Here is a 17313-nt window from a genome sequence, read left to right as displayed (position 1 = left end):
TTTTGCAGCATGAAGAAAACAGTTGTTGACATTTATGATTTGCAAGAGATGATTCCGTTCTTCAAAAGCAAGTTCGGAACTTTTCTAGGCAAGATATTCATCAAGTTATTCTGTGTTGAAAAAGTAAATAATGTACATGAAAATAGTTGTCATTTAAGAGGTTCTGCTTTTACAAGTGCGATATTAAGCGACCCGTTAATCAACATAAAATACAAAGTACACAATGAAGAAGTGCTGGACAAGCTGCCGGAAGGGGCTTTTGTTACGGTATCCAATCACCCGATAGGATCACTGGACGGCATTATTCTGATTGACATTTTTGCTGCCCGCCGTCCCGATTTCAAAGTGATGGTGAATGGCGTGCTAACCAAGATAGGAGCCATGGGAGACAACTTTATTTCTGTAACTCCCGACTCAAACAACCAAGGTGCCAACCCTCAGAACATAAACGGGGTAAGATTATCACTGGCACACCTGCACGGAGGCCATCCTGTAGGATTTTTCCCGGCAGGAGCCATTTCTTTTTACCGGAAAGACGAGAAACGCATCTGCGACCTTCCCTGGACACACAGTGTGATACGTCTGATCCGCAAAGCAAAGGTACCTGTTATTCCCGTTTGCTTTGATTTTCTGAATTCCAAGTATTTCTATTGGCTGGGAAAGATAGACTGGCGAATACGTACCCTGCGCATTCCGGCCGAAGCATTCAACAAAAAAGGTAAAACTTTCGACGTATATCTCGGTGATCCTATCCCTGCTGAAAAAATACAGGCAATAAGCGATGACGAGGAACTGGCTGAATTTCTTTACCGGAAAACGTATAGCGCGAAAAAACAAGCCTAAATCTCCGGCAAAGCACCTGGGAAAATTCATTCACATGCTTTTTTTTTTGGCGCGTTAGCAAATAAAATCGGCTCACATGCTATTTTTATTTGCTAACGAACCATTTTTCCCTCATATAATACCAGTTCTACAGCGAAAAGGAGTAAGCGCTTATGCGATAAATTGAATTAAGATTTGTAATTTTGTCAGGTAAACTGAAATAATTACAGAGATTAATTTCCATGATGGTTAAAACAGATATCCAGCAGATCAAACAACGTTACGGGATTATCGGTAACTGTACAACACTTAACCGCGCAATAGACGTTGCCTTGCAAGTTGCTCCTACCGACCTGTCCGTGCTTATTACCGGAGAGAGCGGAGTGGGAAAAGAAACGTTCCCGCAAATCATACACCAGAACAGTCCCCGGAAACACGGTCAGTACATCGCTGTAAACTGTGGCGCTATTCCGGAAGGCACGATTGATTCGGAATTATTCGGGCATGAAAAAGGTTCCTTCACCGGAGCGCTGGCTGATCGCAAAGGATATTTTGAAGTGGCAGACGGCGGAACGGTTTTCCTGGACGAGGTAGGCGAACTTCCCATCCCTACCCAGGCACGTTTGTTACGTATACTGGAAACCGGAGAGTTTCTGAAGGTTGGTTCGTCTAAGGTGTTGAAAACAAACGTACGTATTGTTGCGGCAACCAACGTAAACCTGAGTCAGGCCGTAGCAGAAGGCAAGTTTCGCGAAGACCTCTTCTACCGCTTAAGCACAGTTCCCATCCAGATTCCTCCGCTACGCAGCCGGGGAGAAGAGGATATCATTCTACTTTTCCGCAAGTTTGCGAGCGATTGTGCCGAAAAGTACCGCATGCCGCCTATCCACCTGGAAGATGATGCACGCAGGATACTTACTTCTTATCGCTGGCCGGGTAATGTGCGTGAGCTTAAAAACCTGACGGAACGTATCTCCATCATTGAAGAAAACAGAGACATTACAGCCGACATACTACGTGGCTACTTGCCGGATGCCCAGATGGAAAAATACCCGGTGTTGGTAAAAAAAGATAGTGACCAGAAGATATTCAACAGCGAACGTGAAATTCTATACCAGGTTCTTTTTGACATGAAGAATGACGTAAACGAACTGAAAAAGCTGGTTCACGAAATCATGGGAGGTAACATCCAAGTACCTGTACATGAAGACACATACACCTATCCTCAGATACATAATAATCCCATCCAGGAGGCGGAACCTATTATTGAAGAAGAAACGCTTTCGCTGGAGGATGTGGAAAAAGATATGATCCGTAAGGCCTTGGAGAAACACAACGGACGGCGAAAAAATGCTGCTGCCGACCTGAAAATATCCGAGCGCACGCTCTACCGGAAAATCAAAGAATATAAACTGGATTAATTTATGAGAAATACAAACCTGTTTGGAGTGCTTATTACGCTGGTCTTGGCCTGCGCTTCCTGCACTATATCGTACAGCTTCACCGGTTCTTCCATTGACTACGAGACCACCAAAAGCGTGTCTATACACGACTTCCCGAACCAGGCTCCCTTGGTATCCCCTCCCCTGGCTCAGAGTTTCACGGAAGGCCTGAAAGATATTTTCATCCGCCGGACAAAGCTTCAAATGCTCTCGGATAACGGAGACATACACCTCGAAGGAGAAATTACAGGCTACGACCTGGCGCCAATGGCGATCAAGGAAGATGCCTTCTCGTCCATGACCAAGCTGACCATGACAGTACGCGTTCGCTACTCCAATCGCTCCAATCCGGAGAAAGACTTTGAGCAAGCCTTCTCCGCCTACCGGGAGTTTGACAGTAACCGGATGTTGCAAGACGTCCAGGACACGTTAAACGAGGAGTTGGTTAAGGAGATAACCGAGCAGATATTCAACTCAACAGTTGCCGACTGGTAAGGTATGGAAAGCGGCCAACTATATCAACTGATGGAAGATCCGTCGCTGCTAAGCAGGGAAACACTCCCCGGGCTAAAGCAACTGATTGACAACTATCCGTACTTTCACACAGCAAGAATGCTTTACTTAAAGAACCTGGCTGCTGTGAACGATATACACTTTGGCTCTGAGCTGAAGAAAATGGCTATTTACATACCCGACCGTAAAAAACTATTTGCCTTTATAGAAGGCATCCAACGTGGATTTGGAAATGAAACCGAAAAAGAAACCCTCGAAGAGCAAAGTGATACGTTCTCTCTGATCGATAATTTTCTTTCATCTCACAGCGAGTTGAGTGATATCGCATCGTCAGATCCTTCTATCCTGTTCCGTCCGTCTGCTTCCTCAGACTATTTATACTGGGCAGTCTCTACCCAACCGGATGCAGAGTTTTCAGACGAAGAGGCTTCCCACCAACTGCAGCATCATGACCTGATCGACTCTTTCTTGCAGGAAGATAAACAAAGAACGCCGGGAAGTGGTTTTAAGTTTGATGACAATGACGACGAGTATGTTTCATTAGATTATCTGGAAGATATGGAAAATAAAAATGACAAGCAAAAAACGGGAGACGATGACTCCTATTTTACCGAAACGCTGGCCAGGATATATATCAAACAGAAACGATATGAGAAAGCCTTGCAAATAATTAAAAACTTAAGCTTGAAATATCCAGAAAAAAATGTTTACTTTGCAGACCAAATCCGTTTTTTGGAAAAATTGATTATTAACTCTAAAAAATAAAACTAAAATGTACGTATTTATCTCGATTTTAATTCTGATTGCGGCCGTACTTTTGATCTTGATCGTACTGATCCAGAATTCAAAGGGAGGAGGCTTGGCTTCAGGATTCTCTTCTTCCAACCAGATTATGGGGGTTCGCAAAACAACCGACTTCCTGGAAAAAGCCACATGGGGCCTAGCAGGAGTTGTTATCGTGTTAAGCATTATTATTACGGTGTTTATCCCCAGAGCTGCCACGACAAATCAATCTGAAATCAGACAACAAGTTAACGAAGCAACAATGATCGATCCTAACACGATCGCTCCTAACTTCGGAACGGCTCAGCAGCCTGTTGTTCCTGAAGGTGAAGAACCCGCTCAATAAAGAAAATAAGTAATACGTTATACTATACGTATAAAAAAGACATCCCGATTGCGTGGATGTCTTTTTTTATTTCATAATCTTTGTACATCAATAATAACAATTATGGAACTATTACATTTTGACGGATTAGTAATCGGTATATTAACATTCCTAATCATCGGACTGTTTCATCCCCTTGTAATAAAAGCAGAATATTATTGGGGAACCAAATGCTGGTGGATATTCCTAATCTTAGGCATAGGAGGAGTCATTGCCTCCTTATTTATCGAAAGCATACTGATATCGGCGATATGCGGTGTGTTTGCCTTCTCCTCCTTCTGGACGATCAAAGAGATATTTGAACAGGAAGAGCGCGTGCTAAAAGGCTGGTTCCCCAAGAATCCTAAAAGGAAATACCCGGAACAAAAGCGATAATTTTATTTCTTATACTCGCTACTTATAACTTGTACACGCATCACCTCCGAATCTTTACGTAAAGTTACTCCAGAAGGCCGTAGGAAATTACTGATCGCAGCAGGAGTAGAAGTGGCATTGCCGTAATAATCCGTCTGGAACGTACAGGTAACCGGTATAAGCAGCATATTTAAATCGTCTTCCGGCGCATATTCCATCTGGTACTTAAGCAAATTGGATACGTTACCCGCTATGTATTTTGCACTATCTGCATTATATGAAAGCAGGTACGAAGAAATAGAATTCGTAATCTTTCCCTCTTCAAAGAATGTCTTTACCGAATCTTCCGGAATCATAGCCAGATAAGTAGGACGCGAAAATGCATATTTCCACTCCGGCTGAGGCATCGGAGCAAAACTCATGTAAAAATTATTTACCTCCCGTCCGTTTATCTTGGAGATAATATCCTTTGTTGGAATTGTAATCTTGGTATAAACACCGGAAGGCGTCTTCAAATACGTATATTTATCATTCGGCTGAAGCAGCTGCTCTATATTTGCGTTCTGTATACGGTTCATCTGGACAACCTCTTTTGTTACAGGAAACCATTCATTGGCATATACCGCCGAGTCAAGGGCACCGGTAGATACACTCTTCACATAATAAGAATAATGAATACTCATGTACGAGGCATCAACATATAATATATTCCCACTACCGAAGGTATTGGTAATATACAGCCCCGGGAAGAAACGATTAAAGGCATCCTGAGTAGCAAACGAAGCCGGATTATTCACCGTTTCGTCATATATCCGCTGCCCTACTTCCTGTGGCATACGTATTACCAGCTGTGGGCCGTCTGCCGCATACAACGAATCGGAGAGTAGCATATTCCGGGCAGTATATGCTTGTGCGCCAAGCGGATTCCGCAGATCGGCATAATCTTCCGGACGTATATTGGTATAATAGTTCCTATCCAAGGCTTTCACCACCGGATAAATAGTAGCCTCCATAGCAGCCAATGAATCTCCCAGCCAACCGGTAGTAGCAGTATAATAAATGGTAAAATCAATAGAGTCTATCTTTCCGTCTATCGGTTCGTGGGCAAATTTAAAGCCGTCCTGTACATAAAACTGACAGATATAATCAGACTTCAGGTTTCCATATAGCGGATCATATATCTCCCCTAGCAAACCTGTTGCCGTTTTGGCATATATAGAATCAATCAGCACTGTAGAAGCTGTTATAGCAAACGTATCCGTGTACACGCTAGGGATATCTCCTTCAGGCTGAATACTTGGTCCTACCAATCCCATATCATCATCACAAGCGTTCAGAAGAATAATCCCCAAAACAACTCCAAGTATAGATAGCTTGATCTTCATTTTCTATTTTGATTACTTATTTTGTTCCAAAACTATATCATAAAAGTCATTAAACACATCGATATATGTTTCGGGAGATTGATAAGGAAGCACCGGTTTGTCTGTTTTTGTAGCTAAATAATCGGCAATTTCCGGATGAATTGCTTCACTTCCATGTATAACCCCGTCGGCAAAATCAATCGCTAATTTGGTCAAAGATACGAAACCGGTATCATTTTTCAAAACAGCCACATCGTCCTCTGTTGCTCCATCCATCTTCAATTTATCGGAAACATTCTCGCGAAGCGGCTTCTTGAAATCATCCGTATAGATAGAATAAACAATTTTAGCATCTTTTAAACATGGGTCATCGGCATACATCCGTTTGATATAAAGTCCTGTCAAAGCCGACATCCAACCGTTACAATGAATCAGATCCGGCATCCAGCGTAGCTTTTTGATAGTTTCCAACACACCCCGGACATAAAAGATAGAGCGTTCGTCATTGTCTTCATACTCATTGCCATTGCAATCGCTTACCAGTGACTTACGTTGGAAAAAATCTTCATTATCTATGAAGTACACCTGCATTCTGGCAGCCTGAATGGATGCTACTTTTATAATTAAAGGGTGGTCTGTATCATCTATGATTAAGTTCATGCCGGACAAACGAATCACTTCGTGTAATTGATTACGTCTTTCATTTATGTTACCGAATTTCGGCATGAATGTTCTGATTTCACGTCCTCGCTCCTGAATGCCTTGCGGCAAATTCCTTCCTACAACAGCGATTTCGGACTCCGGAAGATAAGGGACAATTTCTTGATTAATAAACAAGATTCTTTTTGCATCCATTCTAATAAAATTGTTTTAGAAAATGTCACAAAGATAACAATTTTTGAGCGAATAGCACGCAGATTTCTCAAAAACATTGATACATCAGTGGTTTCACGGGATAAGCACCCTCTATTTTCATCAAAAAAGAATCGCGCCACATATGTCACGCGATCAAACTACATATGTAAAACGATCGAAACACAAATGTGAATCGATCACACCACATATGTGGCGCGATTCTTTTTATTGATGATTTCTACTAACAAAAAGGCGACTTTATTTTCATATACGACGATTATTTATTTGCTTTGTGCTCGTTTTATGAACTATATGTATGAAAATAATTGACAGCATCCAGGAATTAAAAGATTGCCTTTCACTGGAAAGACAGATGGGGAAACGGATTGGGCTTGTGCCCACTATGGGAGCTTTACACAACGGACATATCAGCTTGGTAGAGCGTTGCGCCAAAGATAACGACATCAGCATAGCCAGTATATTTGTGAACCCTACACAGTTTAACGACAAAAAAGACTTGGCAACATACCCTCGTACGCCAGAAAAAGATCATGCACTACTGCAAGCTGCCGGCTGCGACTATGTGTTTGCCCCATCGGAAAAGGAGATGTATCCCGAGCCGGACACCCGCCAGTTTCAGCTGGGACGGGTAGCCGAAGTAATGGAGGGTGCACATCGCCCCGGACACTTCAATGGAGTAGCTCAAATCGTCAGCAAACTATTCTATATCGTAGAGCCGGACAATGCTTATTTCGGGGAAAAAGACTTTCAGCAGGTAGCTGTTATCCGCGCTATGGTAAGAGAACTGAATCTGCCGGTCAATATCATTACCTGCCCCATCATACGTGAAGCAGACGGGCTTGCCATGAGTAGCCGCAATACGCGATTAACACCTGCTCAGCGTCAAAAAGCCCCATTAATTGCTCGCACGTTAAAAGAAAGTACTAACTTTGTCCCCCGAAAAAGTGTGCAAGAAGTGATGGATTATGTGATCCGTACGATCAACAGCGAACCCGTCCTGGAGGTTGAATATTTCGACATTGTAGACGGAAATACACTGGAATCTATCCAAAACTGGAATGAAACGAGCAATCCGGTCGGTTGCATTGCCGTATTTTGCGGAGAAGTTCGGTTAATAGACAATATAACATATACAAACTAATTCACCTTAAAAGGAAAGATGTTCATCGAAATAGTTAAATCAAAGATTCATCGGGTAACCGTTACAGAGGCGAATCTGAATTACATTGGAAGTATCACTGTAGATGAGGATTTGCTGGATGCGGCCAATATGATTCCGTACGAAAAGGTTTCTATTGTGAACAACAATAACGGAGAACGCTTTGAAACATACATCATTAAAGGGGAACGGGGTTCGGGCGTTGTTTGCCTGAACGGAGCAGCTGCGCGCAGGGTACAACCTGGCGACATCATCATCATTATGTCGTATGCAATGATGGACTTTGAAGAAGCCAAAACCTTCAAGCCCGCTATCATATTCCCCGACACAGCAACAAATAAACTGATATAAACCGGAACCGGATATTTTCACGAACAAACACATATGGAATATTAGCTATCCGATCTTCCTGAGTCTGTTAGCGCAAAACATTATCAATGTTACCGATACGGCATTTCTGGGAAGAGTGGGAGAAGTAGAGCTGGGTGCATCCGCACTGGGAGGTATCTTCTATATCTGTTGTTTTACGATTGCTTTTGGATTTAGTACCGGTTCACAGATACTTATTGCCAGAAGAAACGGAGAGCGGGCGTACGATCAGGTAGGGCCGGTAATGATACAGGGTGTATTTTTCCTCTTTGCCCTGGCTATTGTGCTTTACTCTTTCACCCGCATTTTTTCAACCGATATTCTGCAAGTACTTATTTCTTCGGACACAATACTGGAGGCTACGGCCAGCTTTCTGAATATTCGCATGGCAGGCCTCTTTTTCTCTTACATTAATGTAATGTTCCGGGCCTTGTTTGTTGGGATTACTCGCACAAAGGTTCTGACGCTAAATGCTGTATTAATGGCAGTAACCAATATTATACTGGACTATCTGCTGATTTTCGGACATGGAGGGTTCCCCGAAATGGGACTGGAAGGCGCCGCTATTGCCTCTGTAGCTGCCGAGGCCGTATCAATCGTCTTCTTCGTTACCTATACCTTTCTGACGGTTGATCTGAAAAAATACGGACTGAATAAACTGGTGTCTTTTGACTTCAAACTGCTCAAACGAATATTAGACATCTCCATATTCACAATGCTTCAATACTTTGTGTCTATGAGCACTTTCCTGCTCTTTTTCCTTGCCGTAGAACGCATCGGACAAAGTGAATTGGCAGTTGCCAACATTGTACGAAGTATTTACATCGTCATGTTCATCCCTGTTAATTCACTGTCTACTACTACAAATTCCCTGGTCAGCAATCTCATCGGAGCCGGAAACACGAACCAAGTAATCCCTATTATCCGGAAGATTGCCCGTTTTTCATTGGCCATTATGGCAGTTTGTTCGGCTATTATCTGCCTGATTCCGGAGTATATTGCATCCATATACACAAACGACGCATTCCTTATAGCAAGCTCTATACCATCCATTTATGTCATTGCCGGAGCCATGTTACTCTCTGCCGTTAGCAACATCTGCTTTAATGGCGTATCCGGCACAGGAAATACCCGCCCGGCATTACTCATGGAGTTGTTAACTCTTGTCTTTTATTGTATCTATATCTATGTAATCGGTATGCGCCTGAAGATGCCGGTACATGTCTGCTTTACCTCAGAACTAATCTACTACGGGCTATTATTCATATTCAGTGCTCTTTACCTAAAAAGTGGAAAGTGGCAAAACAAAAAGATTTAAACAGAAATTAATCGTATTACATAGTTGTTAATTAAAAAAAAATGCACATATTTGGGGATGTTAAGATAAAAGTGTGGGTATTTAACAAATGTTAGCTATCATGGAAGAATCAATGAAGAAGACTGAAGGTGGAGACAAAGAGATTCTGTATTCAAAGGCTATAAAAGCAGGGAAGCGGATTTATTATCTGGACGTAAAGAAGAACCTAAAAAACGATCTATTCCTGGCAATAACCGAAAGCAAGAAAATACAGCCGAAAGACGGCTCGCAGACATCTTTTGAGAAGCACAAGATATTTCTCTACAAAGAAGACTTCGATAAATTTATCGAAGGGATGAATGATGTAATCAATTATATCAAGAAACAGAACGCATTATTGGAGAATCAGGAAGTATCCGACACTCCTCCCGAAAATCCCGAAGAAGCAAAAGAAGAGGATAGCGGAGAGATCAAACTGGATATAGACTTCTGACGTGTTTTTATACAACATCATACCATCAAATAAAAATGGGCTGCTCTCCTTTTGAAGTTAAGCAGCCCTTTTCATATCTAATAGGTACTTATTAAACCTATCTGTTCCGGTTTATGCCGGATGAATTGCTTCTGTAGGACAAACATCTGCACAGGTTCCACAATCTGTACACATTTCAGGATCAATAACATAAATATCACCTTCTGAAATAGCACTAACAGGGCACTCATCAATACAAGTACCACAAGCAATACAATCTTCGCTAATTAAATAAGCCATGTTCGTAAACGTTTAAATTGATAATCTATATATCTATTAGTATTGGATACAAAAATATAGCTTTCTTTGCATAAAAAAAATATTACGCAGCTTTTTATAGAACTACTTCCAGCAATAAATTGTTCATTTGCGCGTTATATTTCAAAATTGATTACACATTGAGACGTCTTTTATTCTTACTATATATGATTGCCCTGCTTGCTCCCGGCATCCAGGCGCAAAAGGAAAAGGTTAAGAATCAACCTTATGCCGACTTGAAATTATTCCACCTCGGATTTCACGTAGGGATGCATACACAGGATTTGATTCTATCCAATACGGGTGTAACATCTGCTGCCGGTGGGACTTGGTTTGCCGAAATTCCTAATTATTCTCCGGGCTTCAGCGTGGGAATCATTGGCGACATGTTCCTAAGTCCATACTTCAACCTCCGGTTTATCCCCAGTCTTAATTTTGGTGATAAAAAATTCATTTTCAGAGAACATGAAACAGGAGAAGAATACACAACTACGGTTCGGTCTAATTACCTCACATTCCCTGTCGAATTAAAATACAGTTCCTTCCGCTTGAACAACTATCGCCCCTACCTGACGGGCGGTGTTTACGGAGCGATCGATCTTGGTCGTAAAAAGGGAGAAGCAATCCTCCTGAAAGGAATGGACTACGGACTGTCGTTCGGAATAGGTTGTGATATCTATCTTCCCTACTTTAAGCTATGTCCTGAACTCAAGTTTTGTTTCGGATTGAAAAACTTATTGGAGACAGACCGACCGGATCTTACCCAGCCTGAGCTGATCATGTACACTGATGCTCTTTCAAAAGCGACTTCACGAATGATCGTTCTGACCTTTAATTTCGAATAAAAAGTTCCAGATAAATATACATGGCAGGAATAGCCATCAACACACTGTCAAAACGATCTAACATGCCTCCATGACCGGGAATCAGAGTGCCGGAATCTTTAATACCCAAAGCCCGTTTCAACAAAGACTCTGTCAAATCGCCCCAAGTGGCAAACAAGACAACTGCCACAGAAAGCCCCAGCCAGTTGTACCAGCTAACTTCCGGGTAAAAATGTGCAAAGAGCTGTGACGATCCCATTGCTACAACAAGCCCTCCCCAGAAGCCTTCCCATGACTTTTTAGGAGAAATCCGCTCAAACAGACGATGCTTACCTATCGTAGAGCCCACCAGATAAGCCCCCGTATCATTCAGCCAGACAAAGACAAACAATGCCAGAGCGAATACATATGAATAGGACACATCCCCCATAGCATCAGGGGCTGAAGTAATGAAATTGAGTAATGAAAAAGCTCCGGCACAATATACTTGTGCTAAGAAAGTAAAAGACCAATTATGGATAGGGTTTGACGATTTGTCATACAATTCCGCAATCATGACATACATCAGAAAAAGCAAATAGGGAAGAAAAATACTTCCTCCTACCAGATGATTGGCATACATAAATGTAGCAAAGAAAAGATACACCCCTCCTAAAACAGCAACAATCCGCTTTAAGCCTGCACCTTCAAAATGCTTTAGCAAGCCATAAAACTCCCATAAAGTAAGTCCTGTAATAAGGCCAAACACAAATAGGAACGCATAAGCATGGATGCAAATTCCAGCTACGATAAAGGCTACAAAAACAGCCCCGGCCAGTGTTCGCGTTATAAAATTTTTCAAGGTATCAGCGAATTGTATTTATTCTTCAGTTGGAGTTGTTTCATCAGGCTGCTTAGCTTGTACTTCCTTTTCCTGCTGCTGCTCCAGTATCTCTTCTGAACGTGAAACCCAGGGACGTTTACCGAATATTTGTTCAACATCTTCCGAGTATATAACTTCACGCTCCAATAAAACTTTTGCTAACTGATGATGCCCTTCAGCGTGTTCGGACAAGATTTGCTTTGCCCGGTCGTACTGTTCATTGATAATGCGTTGTACTTCCGTGTCGATCAACTTAGCCGTATCTTCGCTATATGGCTTTGTAAAGCCCCAATCCTGACCACTTGAATCATAATAATTCAGATTAGGTAGCTTTTCACTCATGCCGAAATAAACCACCATGGCATAGGCCTGTTTTGTTACTCTCTCCAGATCGTTTGACGCACCGGTAGATATCTTACCCAAAAATAGCTCTTCGGCTGCACGACCTCCTAAAGTGGCACACATTTCATCCAGCAACTGCTCCCGGGTAGTAATTTGTCGTTCTTCCGGTAAGTACCAGGCAGCACCTAATGCCTTTCCTCTCGGCACAATTGTAACCTTAACCAGCGGGTTGGCATGTTCCAGCAACCAGCTTAAAGAGGCATGTCCGGCTTCATGGTTAGCTATGCTATTTCGCTCGTCTGCTGTTGTTATTTTTGTCCTTTTCTCAAGGCCACCGACAATACGGTCTACAGCACTCATAAAGTCTTCTTTCTGAACAAACTTTTTCCCGTTACGAGCCGCAATCAATGCAGCTTCATTACAGACATTGGCAATATCTGCTCCGGAAAAACCAGGTGTCTGGCGAGCCAGGAACTCTGTATCTACACTATCATCTATTTTGATCGGGCGCAGGTGCACGCCAAAGATTTCTTTTCGTTCATTTAAATCCGGCAGTTCAACATGTATCTGACGGTCAAAACGTCCGGCACGAAGCAATGCTTTATCCAATACGTCGGCCCGGTTGGTTGCCGCCAGGATAATAACCCCACTGTTAGAGCCGAAACCATCCATTTCCGTCAGCAACTGATTCAGGGTGTTTTCCCGCTCATCATTACTATTCATGTTTGCATTCTTGCCACGTGCCCTACCTACAGCATCAATTTCGTCTATAAACACAATACAGGGCGCCTTTTCTTTTGCCTGACGGAAAAGGTCACGCACACGGGAAGCCCCTACTCCAACAAACATTTCCACAAAATCAGATCCTGAAAGAGAAAAGAAAGGTACATTAGCTTCTCCGGCTACAGCTTTCGCTAATAAAGTTTTACCAGTTCCCGGAGGGCCTACCAATAAAGCGCCCTTAGGAATCTTACCTCCCAATTCGGTATATTTGGCAGGATCTTTCAGGAAAGAAACGATCTCTTCAACTTCTTGCTTGGCTTCCGACAATCCGGCTACATCTTTAAAAGTCACCTTCTTGTCACTGTCTTTATCAAATAGTTGCGCTTTAGATTTACCGACACTAAATACATTTCCGGCACCTCCTCCCGCACCTCCTGACATCTTGCGCATCAGGAAAATCCAAAGTACAATAAAAAACACAAAAGGAGCTAAAGACAGTACGAAATTCCAAATCGTATCATCTCCTTCTTCAAAATTCACCTGTGTTGTAATATGGTTTTCGGTGACCGCCTTATCATAGAAATCCGAGAACTTATCGGCCGAAGGAATTTTCACCAATACCTTTGGAGAATCACCTAATTTCGCACTATCTCCTTTGAAAACAAGTCCAAGCTTACCACTCTTAACCTTTGCTTCCAAGACATTTTTCTTGTTATAAACAGTCATCTTTTCAAAGACATCCTCTTGTGCTAAACGCTGAAATTCCGTCCAGCCCAACTCTTTCGTTGTAGACGAATCACTCGTAAAATAAAGGGCAGCAAGCATGACAAGAATGAGTCCATACATCCAATAAATATTGAATTTGAACATCTTATTCGGCTTATCACCTTTAGGAAATTTATTATTGTTAGTAGACATATCTATTCTATTCTATTATTTTAATCAATATCAGGAACTTTTGTTACCCTCGAATCAGCCCAAAGATTTTCTAAATTATAAAACTGACGTTGTTCAGGCAGAAAAATATGCACAAGAACTGTGCCATAATCCATACCGATCCATTCTGCAAGTTGGTATCCATCAACAGAAAGAGGTTTTTCCTGCGCTTCTTTTCTGGCGAATTCCCATACGGAATCCGAAAGAGCAGACACCTGTGTAGGGGAACTCCCTTCTCCAATTACCATATATTGGCAAATTGCACCTGATAGTTTGGTTAAGTCTACTGTAACAATATTTTTTCCTTTCTTTTCCTGAAGGCCTCTAACGATTGTATTTACTAATTCTTTTGTTTGATCCATGTATAATTAATTGTAATCCTTTTTAAAAGGACAAATATAATTCTTAAATTTGGTATTGCTGATGATATAACCTCAATAAATAAATAATTGTTTCAAAATTTTGCTCGAAACAAAAAAGCCTATATCTTTGCACCGTCAAAATTGTTCTATGGTGTAATGGTAGCACAACAGATTCTGGTCCTGTTTGTCCAAGTTCGAGTCTTGGTAGAACAACAAAAAGCCCCTGCTAATTGCAGAGGCTTTTTTATGCGGTAAATGGTAAGTCTGTGTCAGATCAGATTACCGGATATACCATTCGTACAAGCGTCTAACGCCTTCTTCTATTTCTATTTGATGGTGCCAGCCTAATGAATGTAACTTCGAGGGGTCTGTCAATTTTCGCATGGTACCATCCGGCTTCTCCGGGCTGAAACGAATTTCTCCTTTATAGCCAATCGTTTGAGCGATTAATTCAGACAGAGCTTTGATGGATATTTCTTTGCCGGTTCCTATATTGATATGACAATTCCGAACCTCTGTTTTAGCATCTGCCAGATCTTTAAAGTCCACGTGTTCCATAATGTAGACACAAGCATCGGCCATTTCTTCACTCCATAAAAATTCCCGTAGCGGCGCCCCTGTTCCCCACAATTCCACAGCAGAGTCAGTAATCCCATACTTAGAAAGCATACGAAGTATCTCATATGTTCCGTGCTGCGTGCTGCGTGCTGCGTGCTGCCCTCTATTCAGATCCTCGCGTATAGCCTCCCAGTTATCCTCCATTAAGCATTTGGCCAGATATATTTTACGGATCATAGCCGGCAACACATGGCTACGCTCCAGGTCAAAATTATCATTGGGTCCATACAGGTTGGTAGGCATCACTGCTATATAATTTGTTCCGTATTGCAGATTGAAACTTTCGCACATTTTTAATCCTGCAATTTTGGCAATAGCATAAGGCTCATTGGTATACTCTAACGGACCGGTCAACAATTCGTCTTCACACATCGGCTGCTTTGCTTCTTTGGGGTAAATACAGGTACTTCCCAGAAACAACAATTTCTTTACCTGATGGCGAAAAGACTCTCCAATTACATTTTGTTGTATCTGTAGATTATTAAAGATAAAATCAGCACGATATGTATTATTTGCCAGAATCCCTCCAACCTGAGCCGCAGCCAGAAAGACATATTCCGGTTGTTCGTCATCAAAGAACGCTTTTACAGCCGTCGCATCCTGAAGATTAACCTCATGAATAGTTTTACCTATCAGGTTAGTATACCCCTTCTGTTGTAAGTTCTTCCAGATAGCAGAGCCAACTAAACCTAAATGCCCCGCCACATATATTTTAGCGTCTTTGTTCATCACTCATCCATCGTTTGACGTAAATGCAACTTCTTCACAAAACGCATATCATGAGAAACCATAATTTTCACTAATTCCTGAAAACTAGTTTTTCGCGGATCCCAACCTAATACGGTCCGAGCTTTTGTCGGATCACCCAATAGTTGCTCTACTTCTGCCGGACGAAAATATTTAGGATCTACCTCTACCAATGTTCTTCCGGTAGCAATATCAATTCCTTTTTCCTCAATTCCATTCCCTTCCCATCGAAGTTCAATACCAGCCTCCTTAAATGCAAGCGTACAGAACTCACGCACAGTATGGTATTCCCCCGTGGCAATCACAAAATCCTCCGGAACAGAATGTTGCAACATCATCCACATACACTCCACATAGTCTTTTGCATATCCCCAATCGCGCAATGAATCTAGATTACCCAGATATAGTTTATCCTGATAACCTTGTGCTATACGAGCGGCTGCTAAGGTAATTTTACGGGTTACAAAAGTTTCTCCCCGCCTTTCACTCTCATGATTAAAAAGGATACCATTTACAGCAAACATGCCATAACTTTCCCGATAGTTCTTTGTAATCCAAAAACCATACTGTTTAGCCACTCCATAAGGAGAGCGAGGATAGAATGGAGTGGTTTCACTTTGTGGTATCTCTAAGACCTTACCATAGAGTTCCGAAGTAGAGGCCTGATATATCTTTGTCTTCTTTTCCAATCCCAAGATACGAATAGCTTCCAGAATACGCAAGGTACCTACGGCATCCGCTTCTGCTGTATACTCCGGCACGTCGAACGACACCTTCACATGGCTCTGAGCTGCCAAATTATAAATTTCATCCGGTTGCACAGCCTGGATAATCCGTATGAGCGAACTACTATCCGTCATATCCGCATAATGCAAGTTGACTAAGCGTTGTTGCTTCATATCCCGCACCCATTCATCCAGGTATAAATGCTCAATCCTACCAGTATTAAAAGACGACGAACGACGAATCGTTCCATGCACCTCATAATCTTTACCTATCAAAAACTCCGCCAAAAAGGACCCATCCTGTCCGGTAATCCCGGTAATCAAAGCAACTTTTTTCATGTTCACCACAGTATGTCATTATTGCGTATAATACGTTCCAATTCTGCAATCTGTTTTTTCTTTAGAGAAAGATGCTCTAAGGCGTTCTGATATCTTGTCAAGTCATGAAAGTCTGAGCCAGTAAAGTCGTAAAAGCCTTTTTCCAATAAATAATTAGAATAATGCTCAGCTCGCTTTCCATAAAAACCGGAAAGGGAAAACAGGTTTAATTGCAGTTTGTAATCCTTATCTTTCAATTTCTGATAGAAACGTTCATCCATATATACATACCGCTCCGGATGTGCAATAATAGGGATATAGCCTTCTAAGGTAACCTGATAAATCATATCCAGCAAATCAGGAGGCGGTGAAAGATAAGAAGTCTCTATCAACACATGCTTATTAGCCATGGTCAGAAGGCCATCAGGCAGAAGTGTAGGAAATTTAGCATCCAGCATATACTCTCCAGCCAGACGCATCTCCAAGCCTACAGGTATATGTTGCTGGTATTCTTTAAACTTTTCTTGCAAAAGAACAGGTGTATTTTCCTTCATATCAGCCATAATATGAGGCGTACAATAAATACGCCTTACACCCAATTCCTGCAGGTATAAAAGAGAACGGAGTGAGTCGTCAAGCGACTGCACTCCATCATCTACAGCAGGAAGCAAATGCGTATGCACATCTGTCATACCCTGCAGT

General features: G+C 42.0%; 20 protein-coding genes and 1 tRNA gene. 12 read left to right on the top strand and 9 right to left on the bottom strand.

Features of this window, described 5'->3' with window-relative positions:
- Positions 1-9 precede the first annotated feature (9 nt).
- The 6 genes from M2470_RS10115 (at position 10) to M2470_RS10090 (ending at position 4320) form a co-directional block, all read left to right on the top strand.
- Positions 10-843: a lysophospholipid acyltransferase family protein gene (locus tag M2470_RS10115; RefSeq protein ID WP_280744931.1), complete on the top strand. Its 834-nt coding sequence runs from the start codon at positions 10-12 to the stop codon at positions 841-843.
- Between the two features lie 224 nt (positions 844-1067).
- Entirely contained in the window at positions 1068-2243 is a 1176-nt protein-coding gene (locus M2470_RS10110) for a sigma-54 dependent transcriptional regulator (protein WP_280744999.1), read from the top strand.
- Positions 2244-2246: 3 nt separating this feature from the next.
- Positions 2247-2759: an LptE family protein gene (locus tag M2470_RS10105; RefSeq protein WP_280744932.1), complete on the top strand. Its 513-nt coding sequence runs from the start codon at positions 2247-2249 to the stop codon at positions 2757-2759.
- Between the two features lie 30 nt (positions 2760-2789).
- Positions 2790-3542 (top strand): hypothetical protein, encoded by a 753-nt coding sequence (locus tag M2470_RS10100; RefSeq protein ID WP_280744933.1) that lies wholly within the window; start codon positions 2790-2792, stop codon positions 3540-3542.
- A gap of 7 nt (positions 3543-3549) precedes the next feature.
- The gene (gene secG / locus M2470_RS10095) at positions 3550-3906 is read left to right on the top strand and encodes a preprotein translocase subunit SecG (RefSeq protein WP_280744934.1); all 357 of its coding nucleotides are present in this window, start codon (positions 3550-3552) and stop codon (positions 3904-3906) included.
- A gap of 102 nt (positions 3907-4008) precedes the next feature.
- Positions 4009-4320, top strand: a complete 312-nt coding sequence (locus M2470_RS10090; protein WP_280744935.1) for a DUF4491 family protein — start codon at positions 4009-4011, stop codon at positions 4318-4320.
- Between the two features lie 2 nt (positions 4321-4322).
- Here M2470_RS10090 and M2470_RS10085 read toward each other — a convergent pair whose 3' ends face one another.
- Positions 4323-5684 (bottom strand): DUF4270 domain-containing protein, encoded by a 1362-nt coding sequence (locus M2470_RS10085; RefSeq protein WP_280744936.1) that lies wholly within the window; start codon positions 5682-5684, stop codon positions 4323-4325.
- A 12-nt stretch (positions 5685-5696) separates the two neighbouring features.
- Positions 5697-6518, bottom strand: a complete 822-nt coding sequence (locus tag M2470_RS10080; protein ID WP_280744937.1) for a glycogen/starch synthase — start codon at positions 6516-6518, stop codon at positions 5697-5699.
- Between the two features lie 316 nt (positions 6519-6834).
- Between M2470_RS10080 and panC the strand changes: the two genes are divergently transcribed.
- From panC to M2470_RS10060, 4 genes are all read left to right on the top strand, one after another.
- Complete coding sequence (gene panC, locus M2470_RS10075) at positions 6835-7680, top strand: pantoate--beta-alanine ligase (RefSeq protein ID WP_280744938.1); 846 nt, start codon at positions 6835-6837, stop codon at positions 7678-7680.
- 18 nt (positions 7681-7698) lie between these two features.
- Positions 7699-8049, top strand: a complete 351-nt coding sequence (gene panD / locus M2470_RS10070) for an aspartate 1-decarboxylase (protein WP_280744939.1) — start codon at positions 7699-7701, stop codon at positions 8047-8049.
- A 13-nt stretch (positions 8050-8062) separates the two neighbouring features.
- Positions 8063-9385: an MATE family efflux transporter gene (locus M2470_RS10065; protein ID WP_280745000.1), complete on the top strand. Its 1323-nt coding sequence runs from the start codon at positions 8063-8065 to the stop codon at positions 9383-9385.
- Positions 9386-9485: 100 nt separating this feature from the next.
- Entirely contained in the window at positions 9486-9857 is a 372-nt protein-coding gene (locus tag M2470_RS10060) for a DUF3276 family protein (RefSeq protein WP_280744940.1), read from the top strand.
- 111 nt (positions 9858-9968) lie between these two features.
- Here M2470_RS10060 and M2470_RS10055 read toward each other — a convergent pair whose 3' ends face one another.
- On the bottom strand, positions 9969-10136 hold the full coding sequence (locus M2470_RS10055; RefSeq protein ID WP_280744941.1) for a 4Fe-4S binding protein: 168 nt from the start codon (positions 10134-10136) through the stop codon (positions 9969-9971).
- 158 nt (positions 10137-10294) lie between these two features.
- On the opposite strand from M2470_RS10055, the gene M2470_RS10050 reads away from it, so the two are divergent.
- Positions 10295-10999 carry a porin family protein gene (locus M2470_RS10050; RefSeq protein WP_280744942.1) on the top strand — a complete coding sequence of 235 codons (705 nt, stop codon included), beginning with the start codon at positions 10295-10297 and terminating at the stop codon, positions 10997-10999.
- Here the strand turns inward: M2470_RS10050 and M2470_RS10045 are convergent.
- From M2470_RS10045 to rsfS, 3 genes are read right to left on the bottom strand one after another with little or no spacing between them, the layout of a single operon-like run.
- Positions 10986-11819 (bottom strand): phosphatidate cytidylyltransferase, encoded by an 834-nt coding sequence (locus M2470_RS10045; RefSeq protein ID WP_280744943.1) that lies wholly within the window; start codon positions 11817-11819, stop codon positions 10986-10988. The genes M2470_RS10050 and M2470_RS10045 overlap by 14 nt on opposite strands.
- Before the next feature lie 18 nt (positions 11820-11837).
- A complete protein-coding gene (gene ftsH, locus M2470_RS10040) occupies positions 11838-13823 on the bottom strand; it encodes an ATP-dependent zinc metalloprotease FtsH (protein ID WP_280744944.1) in 1986 nt (661 codons plus the stop codon).
- 20 nt (positions 13824-13843) lie between these two features.
- Positions 13844-14203, bottom strand: coding sequence for a ribosome silencing factor (rsfS, locus tag M2470_RS10035; RefSeq protein WP_280744945.1), 360 nt, complete (start codon positions 14201-14203; stop codon positions 13844-13846).
- Between the two features lie 142 nt (positions 14204-14345).
- Here rsfS and M2470_RS10030 point away from each other — a divergent pair.
- Positions 14346-14416: transfer RNA gene (locus M2470_RS10030), tRNA-Gln, on the top strand.
- 66 nt (positions 14417-14482) lie between these two features.
- Here the strand turns inward: M2470_RS10030 and M2470_RS10025 are convergent.
- Genes M2470_RS10025 through M2470_RS10015 form a run of 3 tightly spaced genes read right to left on the bottom strand, consistent with a single transcriptional unit; the run spans position 14483 to position 17303 of the window.
- Positions 14483-15550 (bottom strand): GDP-L-fucose synthase, encoded by a 1068-nt coding sequence (locus M2470_RS10025; protein ID WP_280744946.1) that lies wholly within the window; start codon positions 15548-15550, stop codon positions 14483-14485.
- Positions 15550-16632 (bottom strand): GDP-mannose 4,6-dehydratase, encoded by a 1083-nt coding sequence (gmd, locus tag M2470_RS10020; RefSeq protein WP_280744947.1) that lies wholly within the window; start codon positions 16630-16632, stop codon positions 15550-15552. The genes M2470_RS10025 and gmd overlap by 1 nt, the downstream gene beginning before the upstream one ends.
- Positions 16633-16634: 2 nt before the next feature.
- On the bottom strand, positions 16635-17303 hold the full coding sequence (locus M2470_RS10015; RefSeq protein ID WP_280744948.1) for a CpsB/CapC family capsule biosynthesis tyrosine phosphatase: 669 nt from the start codon (positions 17301-17303) through the stop codon (positions 16635-16637).
- Positions 17304-17313 lie beyond the last annotated feature (10 nt).

Origin of the sequence: Parabacteroides sp. PH5-46, assembly GCF_029892785.1 — a bacterium.
Taxonomy (GTDB): Bacteria; Bacteroidota; Bacteroidia; order Bacteroidales; family Tannerellaceae; genus DFXE01.
This window is presented reverse-complemented; position numbering and strand designations above follow the sequence as displayed.

What these genes read in the sequence shown, in the direction of transcription:
- M2470_RS10115 (WP_280744931.1), top strand. Translation starts at nt 10, where the DNA reads ATGAAGAAAACAGTTGTTGACATTTATGATTTGCAAGAGATGATTCCG.
- M2470_RS10110 (WP_280744999.1), top strand. Translation starts at nt 1,068, where the DNA reads ATGGTTAAAACAGATATCCAGCAGATCAAACAACGTTACGGGATTATC.
- M2470_RS10105 (WP_280744932.1), top strand. Translation starts at nt 2,247, where the DNA reads ATGAGAAATACAAACCTGTTTGGAGTGCTTATTACGCTGGTCTTGGCC.
- M2470_RS10100 (WP_280744933.1), top strand. Translation starts at nt 2,790, where the DNA reads ATGGAAGATCCGTCGCTGCTAAGCAGGGAAACACTCCCCGGGCTAAAG.
- secG (WP_280744934.1), top strand. Translation starts at nt 3,550, where the DNA reads ATGTACGTATTTATCTCGATTTTAATTCTGATTGCGGCCGTACTTTTG.
- M2470_RS10090 (WP_280744935.1), top strand. Translation starts at nt 4,009, where the DNA reads ATGGAACTATTACATTTTGACGGATTAGTAATCGGTATATTAACATTC.
- M2470_RS10085 (WP_280744936.1), bottom strand. Translation starts at nt 5,684, where the DNA reads ATGAAGATCAAGCTATCTATACTTGGAGTTGTTTTGGGGATTATTCTT.
- M2470_RS10080 (WP_280744937.1), bottom strand. Translation starts at nt 6,518, where the DNA reads ATGGATGCAAAAAGAATCTTGTTTATTAATCAAGAAATTGTCCCTTAT.
- panC (WP_280744938.1), top strand. Translation starts at nt 6,835, where the DNA reads ATGAAAATAATTGACAGCATCCAGGAATTAAAAGATTGCCTTTCACTG.
- panD (WP_280744939.1), top strand. Translation starts at nt 7,699, where the DNA reads ATGTTCATCGAAATAGTTAAATCAAAGATTCATCGGGTAACCGTTACA.
- M2470_RS10060 (WP_280744940.1), top strand. Translation starts at nt 9,486, where the DNA reads ATGGAAGAATCAATGAAGAAGACTGAAGGTGGAGACAAAGAGATTCTG.
- M2470_RS10055 (WP_280744941.1), bottom strand. Translation starts at nt 10,136, where the DNA reads ATGGCTTATTTAATTAGCGAAGATTGTATTGCTTGTGGTACTTGTATT.
- ftsH (WP_280744944.1), bottom strand. Translation starts at nt 13,823, where the DNA reads ATGTCTACTAACAATAATAAATTTCCTAAAGGTGATAAGCCGAATAAG.
- rsfS (WP_280744945.1), bottom strand. Translation starts at nt 14,203, where the DNA reads ATGGATCAAACAAAAGAATTAGTAAATACAATCGTTAGAGGCCTTCAG.
- M2470_RS10025 (WP_280744946.1), bottom strand. Translation starts at nt 15,550, where the DNA reads ATGAACAAAGACGCTAAAATATATGTGGCGGGGCATTTAGGTTTAGTT.
- gmd (WP_280744947.1), bottom strand. Translation starts at nt 16,632, where the DNA reads ATGAAAAAAGTTGCTTTGATTACCGGGATTACCGGACAGGATGGGTCC.
- M2470_RS10015 (WP_280744948.1), bottom strand. Translation starts at nt 17,303, where the DNA reads ATGACAGATGTGCATACGCATTTGCTTCCTGCTGTAGATGATGGAGTG.